The following is a 15,037-nucleotide window of genomic DNA, read 5'->3' on the forward strand; positions in this document are numbered from 1 at the left end:
GGGCTAGACATTGTCTGCACCAAGTCGGCATCGAGCTGCCACGCTGAAAGCCTGGTGCGCAGGCTTGGGCCTCACCTTATCGCTTGAGAATCAATAACGAAATAATGGAATTTCAATCATACAAGTTTAGGCATGTTCGCCCCTCAGGCTGGACCTCCGCTGCTTCGCAGCTCCGACCCATGCTAAAGGCGTTAACAGTAGAAAGGAGTTTGATGCGTGCTAGAAGTTGGTGTTGAGAAGTAAGCGCTCAATAAACCACATCTTGAGCGGTCGTTAGCTGACGGTTAATGTCTCCGCATCCAAATCATTTGGAGCTTCATATGGAAAGGGAAATAATCTAACCATCATTGATTCGCCATATTCTATCGCCGCTGAAGAGCATATTTATACAATAGTTGGCTCACATGTCTGGGCTATGGATGGCCGTGGCATTATAGAAGCAGACCTAAGAATCGAAGGGGATATAAAATTCAAACCAGAAGCGGGACGCACCTATGAGATCAATGGCTCACTTAGCAAGGAAGAATCAAGTGTTTGGATAAAAGATTTATCAACTGGCGAGATCATTGCTGAGTTTAAAGAGAATGATCCCTAACGTTTGTTAAATAAGTTAGGGACTGCCCTAGATAACAAGTTTTATCTCGAATCATCGCCATTTTCGCAAATGCGGGAATCCATGGAACGCCTCGTCAGATGCATGGATCCCCGCTTTCGCGGGGATGACGAAGTTCCAGGTTTTAGCGTGCGACGTCAGACATGCGACGTGCGACCTGTCAGCAAAACACTCAGCACTTTGAATTGGCCTCCACGCCTTACAAAAACGCTACCGGTTATGCCGATTCTCAATCAGCTGCTCCACCACCGACGGATCAGCCAGGGTTGAGGTATCTCCCAAACTGTCAATTTCATTACCGGCGATCTTGCGCAATATCCGGCGCATGATTTTGCCGGAGCGGGTTTTTGGCAGGCCCGGCGCCCACTGGATAATATCTGGTTTAGCGATGGGGCCGATTTCTTGCACGCACAACGCTGTTAATTGTTTGCGCAGTTCTTCGCTGGGTTCTACGCCAGTCATTGGCGTTACATAAGCATAAATTCCCTGCCCTTTAATGTCGTGGTTGTAGCCCACCACAGCGGCTTCGGCGATATCGTCGTGCAGTACCAGAGCACTTTCCACTTCGGCGGTGCCCATGCGGTGGCCGGATACGTTGAGTACATCGTCGACCCGGCCGGTAATCCAGTAGTAGCCGTCTTCGTCGCGGCGGGCGCCGTCGCCGGTAAAGTAATAGCCGGGGAAGGTGGAGAAGTAAGTGTCGATCAGGCGCTGGTGATCGCCATAGACGGTGCGAATCTGGCTGGGCCAGGAACGTTTAATGGCGAGAATGCCCTCGGCAGCACCTTCCAACTCGTTGCCATTTTCATCCAGTATTACCGGCTCTACACCAAAGAATGGCCGGGTGGCTGAACCCGGTTTTAACGGGGTAGCACCGGGCAGCGGGGTGAGCATATGGGCGCCGGTTTCGGTCTGCCACCAGGTATCAACAATGGGGCAGCGCTCGTCACCCACCACCTTGTGGTACCACTCCCAGGCTTCCGGGTTGATGGGCTCACCCACAGTGCCCAGCAGTTTCAAGGAGCTGCGGCTGGTTTTGGTGACAAAGTCATCACCGGCACCTTGCAGAGCGCGGATGGCGGTGGGTGCGGTATAAAAAGTATTGACCTGATGTTTGTCGATCACTTGCCAGAAGCGAGAGGCATCCGGGTAGGTGGGTACGCCTTCGAACATCAGGGTTTGGGCACCGTTACACAACGGCCCGTAAACGATGTAGCTGTGGCCGGTAACCCAGCCCACATCGGCAGTGCACCAGTAAACATCACCCTCCTGGTGGTCGAATGCGTATTTGTGGGTCATGGCGGCCTGCAGCAGATAGCCGCCGGTGGTGTGCAGCACGCCCTTGGGTTTGCCGGTGGAGCCGGAGGTGTAAAGGATAAACAGCGGGTCTTCGGAATCCATCACTTCTGGCGGGCAGTGGGCATCCACCTTTTCGGTGGCTTCGTGGTACCAGATGTCTCTGTCTTCGTTCCAGGCAATGTCGCCACCTGTGCGTTTCACTACCACGCAGCTGTGTACATTCGGACAGTTAGCCAGGGCTACGTCGGTGTTGGCTTTCAGGGGAATCGCTTTACCACCGCGCACGCCTTCGTCGGCGGTGATCACCAAGCGGCAGTCGGAATCGAGAATACGGTCTTTCAGCGCCTCTGGCGAAAAGCCACCAAACACCACCGAGTGCACGGCACCAATGCGGGCACAAGCCAGCATGGCGTAGGCGGCCTCTGGAATCATAGGCATATAGATGCACACCCGGTCGCCTTTTTTCACACCACGATCTTTGAGCACATTGGCCAGGCGGCACACCTGTTGGTGCAGTTCCAGATAGGTGATGTGTTTGCTGTCGGCCGGGTCGTCCCCTTCCCAGATAATCGCCGTCTGGTCGCCGCGCTCGTTCAGATGACGGTCGATGCAATTGCTGGCCACATTGAGCTTGCCACCGTCAAACCACTTAGCTTCCCCTTTCGGCAAATCGTACTGGCTTACCGTCTGCCAGGGCTGATGCCACTGCAGAAATTGTTTGGCCTGTTCACTCCAGAAAGTGTCTGGGTCATCCAGAGATTGGCGGTACATGGCCTGGTAGGTAGCGTCGTCAATATGGGCGCGCTGTTGCCAGGTTTCACTGACCGGGTGAGTGGGGAATTCGTGCATGGTGGCTCCCTGTATTGGCAATCACAAAGGGAGCAAGATACTCAGGTACGAACGACAAGTAAACGAATTTGCCGCTGTTTCGACCTATGTCTAAGAATTAGGATCGAAGCTCTGTAGGTCGGCCTTCAGGCCGACAAGTAATGCGTATATCTGTCGGGCTAAAGCCCGACCTACACGGATCGCAATGACGGACGAGCTTATGCCACCTGTACCGGAATGGTATTGGCGGTACGCTCGACGTTGTTGAGTTCATCCAGGTAAATCAGGCGCGGCTTGAAGTTGGCCAACTCGGCTTCTTCGTAGTGGCCGTAGGCGGCAATGATGATGCGGTCACCCAGCTGTACCTTGCGGGCGGCGGCGCCGTTTAGGGAGATTGTTTTGGAACCCGGCTCTGCCAGAATCACATAGGTGGCAAAGCGCTCGCCATTGCTGACGTTGTAGATTTCGATGTATTCAAACTCGCGCAGACCAGCCAGCTTTACCAGCTCCTGGTCGATGGCACAGGAGCCGTCGTACCAGAGTTCCGCCTGGGTGACTGTGGCCATGTGCAGTTTGCACTTCAACATCTTGCTTTGCATTGGGTGTATCCGGTGTTCTCAAGGGGGCGACATTATAGCGTCGTAATTTTACAGCGCCACCCCGATTGAAGCCTGTCATCCTGAGCGGCGCAGCCGCGTGAGGATCTCAGAGCGTGATAGTTGTGAGATCCTCGCGGTCACTTCGTGACCTCAGGATGACAGTCAGCCTTTAATTAAAGGCTGACTGTCACATTATCAATCAACCGTGCATTGCGAGCGTACATAGCGCCAAGTACCACGATTTCCGTATCGTCACAGGCAGCAGGCTCCAGGGTTTTGGCGTGGCAGATTTCCAGGTAGTCCGGCCTGAAGCCCTCGGCTTCAATGCGTTGATTGGCCTCATCCTGCAAGCGCATAAAATCCCGCTCGCCAGCTGTGATCTGCTCTTTTACCCAGCACAAGGTGCGGTACAACACATCCGCTTTAGGGCGTTCATCTTCGCTGATAAAGCTGTTGCGGGAGCTCAATGCCAGGCCATCGTGATCACGGGCGATGGGCGCGGCAATCACCTCCACCGGAATGCACAAGTCTTCGGTCATGCGGCGAATTACCGCCAGTTGCTGATAATCCTTGATGCCGAATACCGCTTCGTCCGGCTGAACAATATGAAACAGCTTCGAGACCACCGTAGTTACCCCTTCAAAGTGACCGGGGCGGCTGGCACCGCAGAGTATATCGGTCATGGTGGGCACCACTACGCGTGTTTGGTCCGCCATGCCATTGGGGTAAATTTCACCTTCGGTGGGATGGAACAGGTAGTCACAGCCTACCGATTCCAGCTTTTCGGCATCGCTTTGCAGGGTGCGGGGGTAAGTCTCCCAGTCTTCGTTAAGGCCAAACTGCAGGGGATTAACGAAAATACTCACCACCACCACATCGCAGGTTTCCCGCGCCAGACGCACCAACTGCAGGTGGCCCTCGTGGAGGTTGCCCATGGTGGGCACAAAGCCAATGCGTTTGCCGTCGCGGCGGCTGGCGGATACCGCGTCGCGGATGCCTTGTACGGTGTGGAATAGTTTCATAACGGGTTTTGTTGGTTAACTGGAAGTATCTAGGGTTTATTGAGCGGCCGCACGTCTGACGTCAGATGTCGCACGCTTTGGTTCGGAGCTTGCGTCATTCCCGCGTAGACGGGAATCCATCTTGCTACTTCGTCAGATGTATGGATCCCCGCCTGCGCGAGGATGACGAGCAGTTAATATTCTTCAGCAGAAAAATAATCTTCCGCCAAATCTTCAAAGCGGGTGTATTTACCCAGGAAGGCCAAGCGCACGGTACCCAGTTCGCCGTTGCGGTGTTTGCCGATAATCAGTTCGCCAATGCCTTTGTCCGGGGAGTCTTCGTTGTACACCTCGTCCCGGTAGACAAACATAATGATGTCGGCGTCTTGCTCGATGGCACCGGATTCCCGCAGGTCGGAGTTTACCGGGCGTTTGTTGGGACGCTGTTCCACGTTCCGGCTGAGCTGGGAAAGGGCAATCAGTGGGCATTTGAATTCCCGGGCGATGCCTTTCAGTTCCCGGGATATTTGCGACACTTCCTGAGTTCGGCTTTCCGCGGGCACGCTGCCACTCATCAGCTGGATGTAGTCCACCATAATCAGCGCGGGCATGCTTTCCCGATCGAGCTTTTCGGTATCCCAGTCCGGTTGCTGTTTTTTCAGCAACTCCCGCTGGCTGCGCACCTGGTCGCGGATGCGGTTTTTCATCTGCATGGGCGAGATGCCCGGTGTATCGTCGATAAACAACGGCCGACCGCGCATGCGCTGCACCGCGCCATTGAGCCGCGGCCAGTCGTCTTCCGCCAGCTGGCCGTCACGCATTTTCTTGGAATCGATTTTGCCAATGGACGACAGAATACGAGTCATCAGGTGGCTGGCGGGCATTTCCAGGCTGAACACCAGTACCGGCCGTTCCTGGTGCATGGTGGCGTGCTCCACCATATTCATGGCGACAGTGGTTTTACCCATGGAGGGGCGCCCGGCAACGATAATCAAGTCGGAGGTCTGGAAACCGGAGGTGATGTCGTTGAGCTTGCGAAACCCCGTAGCCAGGCCGGTAATGTCGTCTTCGCTATTAAACAGCTCTTCCAGCTTGCCGATGGCTTCTTTCAGCAAGTTATCAACGTTTTCAAAACCGCCCTCACGGGGCCGATTTTCAATAATTTCGTTGAGCTTGCGTTCCGCTTCCGCCAGCAGGCGGCTGCTGTCCCAACCGGAGGGCTGGTAACCCCGCTTGACGATGTCGCTGGACGCCTTGATCAGCTGGCGAACAATGGCCCGCTCCTGAACGATATGGGCGTAGGCAGCGAGGTTAGCGGAGCTTGGGGTATTAGCGGCAATATCCGCCAGGTAGGCCATGCCGCCTACCTGGTCGAGTTCTTCGTTGGTATCCAGCAGTTCCGACAGGGTGACCGGGTCCAGCGGCTTTTGCTGCTCGCTGAGCTGGCGCATGGCAGCGAAAATCACCCGGTGGTCGTGACTGTAAAAATCTTCTTCGACAATGATCGCGGCCACGGTATCGAAGCCTTCGTTGGCGATCATCAGACCGCCAAGCACCGCCTGCTCCGCCTCAATGGAATGCGGTAGCGGCTGGCCCCGCACTTCGCGGGCGTCTTCGATATCGACTACTGTGTTCATGCTTGTCGGTCACCTGAAAACAAAAACGGCACTGCCCAAACCCGGTGGTTTGTGCAGTGCCGTATTGTTACACGGATTAAAACGTCGATGTAGGCCAGTTTAGCCCTGGGCAACAACAGACAGTTTTACGGTAACAGTAACTTCCGCGTGCAGCTGAATATCTACTTCGTATTCACCCACTTCACGGATAGCGCCTTCTGGCAGGCGAACCTCGCTTTTCACCACTTCAGCGCCGGTAGATTCCAGAGCGTCGGCGATGGCGTCGGTGCCTACAGAGCCAAACAGCTTGCCTTCGTCGCCAGCGTTGGCTTCGATAGTTACTGCAGCATCTTCCAGCTTGGCAGCACGCGTTTCGGCGGCAGCCAGTGCATCGGCAGCGGCTTTTTCCAGCTCGGCACGACGGGCTTCAAATTCCGCCAGGTTGGCGTCGGTGGCGAAAACCGCCTTGCCATTGGGGATCAGGTAGTTACGACCATAACCGGCTTTCACATTGACCTTGTCGCCAATGGAGCCCAGTTTGCCGATTTTTTCCAGCAGGATTACTTCCATCTCGGTATCCTCTTAAATTAACTCTTCAACACGCCTTAAGGCTTTCGGCCCAAGTAACGGCGCAAATCCACAATGCTGTCGGTAAAAGCAATTACCACCAGCATGGGGACAAACAATGGCATCACCAGAATCAGTCCCACGTAAAACATAACCAGCGTTTGCACACCCAGTTGCTTGCTACTCACCCACCAATGAACCAGTGCAGCACCGGCGATCAACAGTGGCAGTGCCAACACGTTGACCCAAAGTTGCCAGCCCGGCCCCATCAAGGTACACAGCAATACAGCAGCTACCAGCAACACCCCTTGATAGCGACTGAATCGCAGCTGGTGGAATTCCTGTCGAAACCCACCGGGGTTGTAGAGTGCGGCTTGACAATACCTCGCAAGCAACAAACACAAAGCCAGCAGTTCCAAGGTGGCAGACGCAAAAGCGGCCTGTAGATCCAGCAAGGTATATTGGCTGAGCATGGTGAAGAGCAAAACCGGCTCTTCCGCTTGCAACATCTCTTGATAGGCTTTGTCAAAATGGAGCTTGTATTGCCCCACAACCTCTGCGGCACTTGGCATCAACCAAAAAACACAGCTGATGCCGGTAGCTATCAGCAGTGTCTTTGGCCAGGATTGAGTTAAACGTAAAGCGCTGGCAATTATCAGCATCTCCACACTCAACCCAACCACAAATACCAAGATGGCTTTTGATTCCAAGGTAAACAACCAGGGAATCAACGCAGCCAGCAGAATCAATCCGCCTTCTTGAAATCCTTTTCTCAGTGTTACCAGCCCAATAACAAAAAAGCCGATAACAGGTACAAACGCAGCGGCTATCGCCTGTACGCGCCCGCGCATTACAAATTCCGCCAAGGCGCGCACGACTGCGAGTTACTTATTTATTTGTGGCTGTCTGTGTAAGGCAGCAGGGCCAGGTAACGGGCGCGCTTGACAGCGCTGGCCAGTTGACGCTGGTACTTCGCCTTGGTACCGGTAATACGGCTCGGTACTATCTTACCGGTTTCAGTAACGTAGGCCTTCAGGGTTTCCAGATCTTTGTAGTCGATTTCGGTAACACCTTCCGCGGTGAAACGGCAAAATTTGCGACGACGGCTAAAACGTGACATGGCTTACTCTCCCTCACCGGTGGTTTCTTCAGCAGCTTCTGCTGCGGGCTCAGCGGCTTTTTCCGCTTCTGCCTTGGCAGCTTCCTGGGCCTGGCGCTCCTCGCGGCGACGCTCACGGCTCTCGCGCTCGGCTTTCTCGGCGCGTTCGGCTTGCATGATGGAAGAGTCTTCAGTGATCGGCTGATCCCGCTTGATCACCAAATTGCGCAGCACCGCGTCGTTGTAACGGAAGTTGAAGGTCATTTCGTCCAACACTTCCTGCGGGCATTCAATGTTCATCAGAACATAGTGCGCTTTGTGGATTTTGTTGATGGGGTAAGCCAGTTGGCGACGACCCCAATCTTCCAGCCGGTGAACGCTGCCGTCGGCGTCTTTAATCGCCTTGGTGTAACGCTCAATCATAGCCGGAACTTGTTCACTCTGATCCGGGTGGACCATGAACACGACTTCGTAATGTCTCATTGTGACTCCTTACGGGTTAAAACAGCCGCCTATACTTGTTTACCGTGGTAAAGGGCGTGTAGTGCGGCAAGGAGGCCCAGCCTCTGGGAAGCTGGGGGCGCGGAATTATAGTGAGGTACTAATGCAGATGCAAGCGCCAGAGAGAGGCACCCAAGAGCGGTATCAGTCTTCCCGCAAACGGCCTACTCTGGGCCTATTCGAACCAATTGAGTCATCACTGCTGGGAGCCATTTTTTCACACAGCAAGGCAGAAGGAGTGCCGTGTAGTCATTCTACATAAGCGACTGATAACGCAGCTGGGTGGGAAAATGGCCCCAGCCCTTCGGGTTGCGGCTAAAAAAGCGCCACTCGGTGTTGCTCGTCGCTCATTTGGAATGACCAAACCACTCTCCTCGCGCCTTGATTGGCGCTTTTTTAGACACAACAGTGGCGACTCAATTGGTTCGAATAGGCCCTGGCTTGCGACGATTCTCGGTCATCAGATGGAACACACTGGGAATATTGCAACGCCACTCCTTGAGCATAAAGGTAATAAGCACTTCTTCAATGGCCACCCACACGTGCAGCAGCACAACAGCACGAAACGGCCAGGAGGAATCCTCAAACAGAGTCAGCCAGAAAAACGCCGGTGCCAGCAACAAAGCCGCACCTTTGGCGGCCCATGTGTGGTAACTGGGGAAGCAGCCAAAACGCGCCAGGCAAACAATAATCGGCGGCAGGTTGGCAACAATGGCCAGCGCCACAAACCAGCGTTCGCTCTGGAACTGCTCTGGCCATGCCCACATCAGGCCAAACGCCATAGCGCCATAGGTGAGCACGTCCGCCCAGGTATCCAGCTTGGCCCCCAGCTCGGTGGTCTGCCCCAGTTTGCGGGCCAAAAAACCATCGAAACAATCCGTGAGCAGGGAAAACGCCAGCAACAGCAAAAACGTACTGCCGTCACCGAGCCACGCCAGCCACAACAGTACCGGCACCATAAATAGCCGGCTGAGGCTGAGAATATTGGGAATGGAAAAAATTCTTTCCTTTTTAAAAGTGTCCATGTTGTTGTTATACCACGGCTTTCTGAGCCGTTGGAAGGCGCTGAGCGACACTTGATGGCGAGTTTTTCACCAGCCATCCCAAGTCACCCACCACCTCTTGCCCTTATCCACCAGCCAATACACAATAAGCCGCTATTTGTTTTGGGAACCCCCTGTCAGTGATCGACACTCTGCGCCACTACGAAACCCCCGAAGGTATCGAACTCAAACTACCATTGGCCGGCCCGGCGGTGCGTGCCAGTGCTTGGCTGATCGACATATTGATTCGCAGTGCGATCTACCTGATTGCCTGGTGGATACTCTCTTTTCTGGGCAAGGTGGGTCGTGGCGGTTTTTTGCTGATGGCATTCTTGCTGGAATGGTTTTATCCGGTGGTATTCGAAGCCATTCGCGGCGCCACACCGGGCAAAAAAGTGATGGGTCTGCTGGTGTGTCAGGACAACGGCACGCCGCTGAGCTGGAGCGCCTCGCTGCTGCGCAACCTGTTGCGGGTGGTGGACTTCTTGCCGTTTTTCTACGGCTTTGGCCTGCTCAGCACCCTGCTCAATCGCGACTTCAAACGCCTGGGGGATTTGGCAGCAGGCACGGTGGTGGTGTACGCACCGGATAAAAACAGCGAGAAACCCTTACCGGAGCAAAAGCCCCTACCACCACCCTACCCGCTGGATTTAACCGAGCAGCAGGCCATTACCAACTTTGCCGAACGCAGCAGCAGCTTTTCCGATGCCCGCGCCCGAGAGCTGGCGAGTCTGCTTGCCCCCATGACCCAGGCGCCTGCAGAAAAAGCCACCAACACACTGCACGGCTATGCCCAGTGGTTGCGCAAAGGGGGTTAGCATTGCTTCTACAAAGTATCTTTAGCACGGACTTCGTAGGGTGGATTAGCCGCAGGCGTAATCCACCGAGCTATCGCGCCAAATTTGGTGGATTACGCCTGCGGCTAATCCACCCTACAACCTCTGCCAAGAAAGGCGCCAGATGAAACAGCAGGCCTTTGAACAACTGTATAAAGAACGCTGGGAACAATTCGACCGGTTGCTGGACGACCTGGATCAACGCAGACCCCAGTTACCCCTTGAACAACGCCAGCAGTTACCCGCCCTTTATCGGCGTCTGTGTGCTCACTACGCCCTGGCCCAGCAACGTCACTACAGCCCCCATCTGGTGGCGGTATTGCACCAGCGGGTGATGCGCGGCCACCAGCACCTTTACCGCAGTAAATCCTCCGGGCTGTGGCGCCTGCTGGAATTTTTGTGGGTTACCTTCCCCAACCAACTGCGCCGCCACCACCGCCACTTCTGGCTGGCCACGGCACTGTTCTATTTGCCGGCGATTTTCTTTGGCATCGCCTGCTACCAAGACGGCGACATGATCTACAGTCTGATGCCCGACGGCTCTGTGGCCCGTATGGAATACATGTACGACCCGGCCAACGAGCAGGTTGGCCGGGATTCCGAACGCAAGGCCGACAGTGACATCATGATGCTCGGCCACTATATATGGAATAACGTATCCATCGACTTCCGTTCCTTCGCCCTGGGCATACTGGCGGCCATTGGCACCGTATTGATCACCCTGTTCAACGGTTTCAGCATCGGCGGTGTTGCCGGCCACCTTAGCCAACTGGGTTTTACAGAGACGTTCTGGCCCTTTGTCAGCGGCCACGGCCCCTTTGAGCTGACCGCGCTCACCATTGCCACCGCCGCGGGTTTGCGCCTTGGGCAACCGCTGTTATCTCCCGGCCCTTACCGCCGTATCGACGCCTTAAAAATTGCTGCCGGGGAATCGATACAACTGCTGATCGGTGCGGCGGTAATGACCACTGCCGCTGCCTTTATCGAAGCCTTCTGGTCGCCCAACCCCAATATCCCCATCCCGGTGAAATACGGTTTTTCTGCCTTGATGTGGGTAATCACCATTCTGTATCTGTGGCGTGCCGGGCGCGGGCGTTCCACTCCGAGGGCAGCCCGTGCAAATTGACAAAATCTCCGCCCGCCTGCGGCTGCGCAACAATTGGGAAGCCATCGACCTGGGTTTCAGCCTGGCGCGTCAGTGGTTTCTGCGCTTGTGGCTATTATGGCTGGTGCCCGCCACCATCGTCACCGCCCTGTCACTGAGCTTGATCGACAGTGTATTACTGGCACTGGTGGTCGCCTGGTGGCTGCAGCCGCTTTACGAACGCCCGCTATTGCACTTTCTCAGCCGCGCCCTGTTTGGTGAATACCCATCAGTGCGGCGAGAGTTGCGCCATTACTGGCAGCTGGTAAAACCACAATTACTGGTGACGATACTGTGGCGGCGCTTTCACCCTGGCCGCAGTTTTGTCGAGCCAGTTGCATTACTGGAAGGTTTAAAAGGCAAAGCCCGCAGCCAACGGCTCAGTGTGCTGGGGCTCGGCACCAGCGGTACCGCCATCTGGTTTGGCTTGCTGTGTTGGCTGTTTGGCCGCACTCTGGACGGCTCGCAAATTACCCTGCTCTACATGCTGTTACCGGAAGAACTGAATCTGTGGTTTATGGAAAACATCGCCAGCCGATTGCTTTCCTGGCAGCAGGGGGAAGACCTGCACTGGCTGGCGGCACTGGTATGGCTGACTTCCACCTCTCTGGTGGCGCCGTTTTTTATCGCCGGTGGTTTTGCCCTCTACCTCAGTCGCCGCACTCGCCTGGAAGGTTGGGATATTGAATTGGCCTTCCGGCGCATGGCCAACCGCCAGCAAAAACGCGCCGCTAATGGCGGCAAAGCCGGAGCCGCGCTGGCGTTAACACTCTGCCTGTGCGGCGCGTTGCTGGCCCCGCCAGCACCGGCCAGTGAATACAGCAAAACCCCGGATTTGCAGGCGGACAAAACACTGGCGGAAGAAATTGCCGCCCAGCCGGAATTCGGCGAATTGGAAACCCGCGAAGTATGGCGCCCCATCGAAAAAGAAAAACCAAAAGCTGAAAGGAATTGGTTTGAAAAACTGCGCGGCTTTTTTGAATGGCTGGAAAAAGTGCTGCCGGCGCTGGGGCTGTTCCTGAAAGTGGTGATTGTGCTGTTGCTGGTGGCACTGATTGTCTGGCTGATCATTCGTTTTACCAGTTGGTTGGACTGGCTCAATCTGCCAGGCAAGGGCAAGCGCCGTAAACAAACGCCCCCCAGCAGCTTGTTCGGCCTTGAACTGGGCCGTGAATCGCTGCCGGACGACGTTGCAGCCAGCGCCCTGAAACTGCTGGAAAACGACCATATCCGCGAAGCCATCAGCCTGCTGTTCCGAGCTGCCCTCAGCCATATGGTGCACCACAGCGAGCTGCCCATCAGCGACAGCAGTACCGAGGGCGAGTGCCTGCGGCTGGCAGAGCGCCATCGCCCCGCCAGCGAGTTGGGCTACTTCCGTCGACTCACTGACACCTGGCTACTGCTGGCTTACGCTCACCAGCCCCCCAGTGCGGAACACACTCGCGAACTGTGCCAAAACTGGGCGCAACACTACCGCGATGAAAGGTCAGCAGAATCCGGGAGTGTTTCGTGAGCTCGGATAAACGCAACCTGGTTCTATTGATACTGCTGTTTGCCGTCGCCATTGGCGGTTATATCTACTGGTGGCTGCAAAACCACGAGCTGGTGGAGCAGGAGTTTCGCTTACGACCTTCAAAAGAAGTGCGGGAAAACCCCTTCCATGCCGCCCAATTGTTTCTGGAACGCAAAGGCTACCCGGTGGAATTGAGTAACGGCCTGAACCGTTTTCAGGCACTGCCAGCCACTGACGACATTATTATTGGCGAGTACCTCGGCGGGCGCCTGCCGGATCACCGGGTGGACGAGCTGCTCGCCTGGGTGGAACAGGGCGGCCAAATTCTCACCAGCGTGCAGCGCTCCTGGATAGATGACGACCCAGGTGGCGCAGACAAGCTGCTGAACAAACTGGGCCTGACTCTCTGGGCGCACGATTACGATGAACAGGAAGACAGCGAGGAATGGCCAGACTTCGAGGTAGTCACCACTACCCTGCAAAACGGCACTCGCTTTGAGGCGGAATTCGATTACGGCTTGTCACTGTACGACCCGGATTGGGAGAACCGCAAAAGCCACCACGTTTCCAGCGAAACAAGCACCTACCTGCTGGCAGTGCCCCACGGTAAAGGCTGGGTGATGATGACCACCGACCTTGAATTTATGCGCAACCCCAGAGAATACACCTACTGGGAAAACTCGGAACCCTCCATCCACCAGCGGGATCACGCCTTTATGTTGAGCTGGCTGGTGGAGTCGGTGAACACGGTGTGGATGGTGCGCGGTGTCGATGCCGAACCAATCACAAAACTGATCTGGCAACACGGCCGCCACGCCGTTATTGCCCTGCTGGTGCTTTTGTTATTTTGGCTGTGGTGGCTGTACAACCGTTTTGGGCCGCTGCGCGCCAGTGTTACCCCGGAGCGCCGCAACATTCTCGAACACCTGCAAATGAGCGCTGTATTCGCCTGGCGTCAGGATCGTGCCCAAAAACTGTTTAGCGATACTCGCCACGACATCGAACTGCTGCTGCGTCGCAAGCACCCGCAAATCGCCAACCTGCCAGTGGCGGAACGCAGCGCCAAACTGGCGGACTTGCTGGCAGGCAACTCTCGTTCAGAGAACAAATGTCACCTGACCATCGAACAAATCACCCGCGCCCTGCATCACGACTGGCAAGGCGAGCGGGAATTTATTGAACTGACCCATTTACTGCAACAGATACGGAAGACGCTATGAACGACCAAACGCCCGATACAGCAACGGAAACGTCGCCCGCAGAGCATTCCCCGGCAACGGAAAACAGCCAGCCCGATTCCGGCCAAAACAGTTCCAGCCAAGACCACTCTAGTCAGATAAGTGCTGAAGCGCTGAACAATGCCATTGCCGATCTCAACAAACTGCGCGAGCAAATTGGCCGCGCCGTCATTGGCCAGAGCGCGGTGATCGACCAGGCGCTGGTTTGCCTGGTGGCATCGGGTCACGCCCTGGTAGAAGGTGTGCCGGGGCTTGGCAAAACCCTGCTGGTGCGGGCACTGGCGAAAGCGGTGGGCGGCGAATTCAGTCGGGTACAGTTCACCCCCGACCTGATGCCCAGCGACGTCACCGGCCACGCCATGTACGACATGAAAAGCGAACAATTCCGTATTCGCCGCGGCCCGGTATTTTGCAACTTCCTGCTGGCGGACGAGATCAACCGGGCGCCGGCAAAAACCCAGTCATCACTGCTGGAAGTAATGCAGGAACAGCAAGTCACCATCGAGGGCGAGAGCCACAAGCTGGAACAACCGTTCCTGGTGCTGGCCACTCAGAACCCGGTGGAACAGGAAGGCACCTACCCGCTGCCGGAAGCACAGCTGGATCGCTTCCTGCTGAAAGTACTGATTGACTACCCCAGCGCCGAAGAAGAAAGTACATTGGCCCGCCAGGTTACAACGGGCGCCACCGGTGACACACTCAACATTGACGATATCGAAACCGTGCTGAGCCCGCAGCGGGTTGTGGAAATTCAGCAGCTGGCCACCGAACTGGAAATGGATCAGCAAATAGTCGATTACGCCGTGCGCATTGTGCGCGCCACCAGGGAGTGGAGCGGTATTGAATTTGGCGCCGGGCCACGGGGCAGCATCTCCCTGCTGCGCGCCGCTCGCGCCCAGGCACTGATGAGCGGCAATCACTTTGTGACCCCAGACGATGTTAAACAGGCGGCTCCGGCAGTGCTGCGCCATCGCATTCGCCTCACTGCGGATTTTGAAATTGAAGGCTACAGCCCGGACCGGGTACTGGCGGATATTCTGGAAAATACTGATGCGCCGCGGGTTTAAAGACCGCCACATGGGATTATCCGTCATCGCGAGCGCAGCGAAGCGATCCAGTGTCTTTAATATTGAGAAAGTC

At 55.7% G+C, this 15,037-nt stretch carries 15 protein-coding genes; 6 read left to right on the forward strand and 9 right to left on the reverse strand.

Annotated features, from left to right (window positions below; all coding sequences use genetic code 11):
- Positions 1–415 precede the first annotated feature (415 nt).
- The gene (locus QSV34_RS08295) at positions 416–595 is read left to right on the forward strand and encodes a hypothetical protein (protein ID WP_289153661.1); all 180 of its coding nucleotides are present in this window, start codon (positions 416–418) and stop codon (positions 593–595) included.
- Positions 596–823: 228 nt separating this feature from the next.
- On the opposite strand, the gene acs is transcribed toward QSV34_RS08295, so the two are convergent.
- The 9 genes from acs to QSV34_RS08340 all read right to left on the reverse strand — a co-directional run bounded on the left by acs (position 824) and on the right by QSV34_RS08340 (position 9,148).
- Positions 824–2,761, reverse strand: a complete 1,938-nt coding sequence (acs, locus tag QSV34_RS08300) for an acetate--CoA ligase (protein ID WP_289153662.1) — start codon at positions 2,759–2,761, stop codon at positions 824–826.
- A 197-nt stretch (positions 2,762–2,958) separates the two neighbouring features.
- Complete coding sequence (panD, locus tag QSV34_RS08305; RefSeq protein ID WP_289153664.1) at positions 2,959–3,339, reverse strand: aspartate 1-decarboxylase; 381 nt, start codon at positions 3,337–3,339, stop codon at positions 2,959–2,961.
- A gap of 173 nt (positions 3,340–3,512) precedes the next feature.
- Positions 3,513–4,361 carry a pantoate--beta-alanine ligase gene (panC, locus tag QSV34_RS08310; protein ID WP_289153666.1) on the reverse strand — a complete coding sequence of 283 codons (849 nt, stop codon included), beginning with the start codon at positions 4,359–4,361 and terminating at the stop codon, positions 3,513–3,515.
- Positions 4,362–4,534: 173 nt separating this feature from the next.
- Complete coding sequence (dnaB, locus tag QSV34_RS08315; protein ID WP_289153667.1) at positions 4,535–5,977, reverse strand: replicative DNA helicase; 1,443 nt, start codon at positions 5,975–5,977, stop codon at positions 4,535–4,537.
- A 99-nt stretch (positions 5,978–6,076) separates the two neighbouring features.
- On the reverse strand, positions 6,077–6,526 hold the full coding sequence (gene rplI, locus QSV34_RS08320) for a 50S ribosomal protein L9 (RefSeq protein ID WP_289153668.1): 450 nt from the start codon (positions 6,524–6,526) through the stop codon (positions 6,077–6,079).
- Between the two features lie 35 nt (positions 6,527–6,561).
- Positions 6,562–7,374: a YybS family protein gene (locus QSV34_RS08325; RefSeq protein ID WP_289153670.1), complete on the reverse strand. Its 813-nt coding sequence runs from the start codon at positions 7,372–7,374 to the stop codon at positions 6,562–6,564.
- Between the two features lie 41 nt (positions 7,375–7,415).
- Complete coding sequence (gene rpsR, locus QSV34_RS08330; RefSeq protein WP_289153673.1) at positions 7,416–7,643, reverse strand: 30S ribosomal protein S18; 228 nt, start codon at positions 7,641–7,643, stop codon at positions 7,416–7,418.
- 3 nt (positions 7,644–7,646) lie between these two features.
- Positions 7,647–8,105, reverse strand: coding sequence for a 30S ribosomal protein S6 (gene rpsF, locus QSV34_RS08335; RefSeq protein ID WP_289153675.1), 459 nt, complete (start codon positions 8,103–8,105; stop codon positions 7,647–7,649).
- 434 nt (positions 8,106–8,539) lie between these two features.
- On the reverse strand, positions 8,540–9,148 hold the full coding sequence (locus QSV34_RS08340) for a CDP-alcohol phosphatidyltransferase family protein (RefSeq protein ID WP_289153677.1): 609 nt from the start codon (positions 9,146–9,148) through the stop codon (positions 8,540–8,542).
- A 158-nt stretch (positions 9,149–9,306) separates the two neighbouring features.
- On the opposite strand from QSV34_RS08340, the gene QSV34_RS08345 reads away from it, so the two are divergent.
- From QSV34_RS08345 to QSV34_RS08365, 5 genes are all read left to right on the forward strand, one after another.
- Entirely contained in the window at positions 9,307–9,984 is a 678-nt protein-coding gene (locus tag QSV34_RS08345) for an RDD family protein (RefSeq protein WP_289153679.1), read from the forward strand.
- A 142-nt stretch (positions 9,985–10,126) separates the two neighbouring features.
- Positions 10,127–11,128, forward strand: coding sequence for a stage II sporulation protein M (locus QSV34_RS08350; RefSeq protein WP_289153680.1), 1,002 nt, complete (start codon positions 10,127–10,129; stop codon positions 11,126–11,128).
- Positions 11,118–12,659 carry a DUF4129 domain-containing protein gene (locus QSV34_RS08355; protein ID WP_289153682.1) on the forward strand — a complete coding sequence of 514 codons (1,542 nt, stop codon included), beginning with the start codon at positions 11,118–11,120 and terminating at the stop codon, positions 12,657–12,659. Before QSV34_RS08350 ends, QSV34_RS08355 begins: the two co-directional genes overlap by 11 nt.
- Positions 12,656–13,879 carry a DUF4350 domain-containing protein gene (locus QSV34_RS08360; RefSeq protein WP_289153684.1) on the forward strand — a complete coding sequence of 408 codons (1,224 nt, stop codon included), beginning with the start codon at positions 12,656–12,658 and terminating at the stop codon, positions 13,877–13,879. The genes QSV34_RS08355 and QSV34_RS08360 overlap by 4 nt, the downstream gene beginning before the upstream one ends.
- Positions 13,876–14,964, forward strand: a complete 1,089-nt coding sequence (locus tag QSV34_RS08365; RefSeq protein ID WP_289153686.1) for an AAA family ATPase — start codon at positions 13,876–13,878, stop codon at positions 14,962–14,964. The genes QSV34_RS08360 and QSV34_RS08365 overlap by 4 nt, the downstream gene beginning before the upstream one ends.
- The last annotated feature ends 73 nt before the right edge of the window (positions 14,965–15,037 follow it).

This window comes from Porticoccus sp. W117, from assembly GCF_030341905.1.
GTDB lineage: Bacteria > Pseudomonadota > Gammaproteobacteria > Pseudomonadales > Porticoccaceae > SCSIO-12696.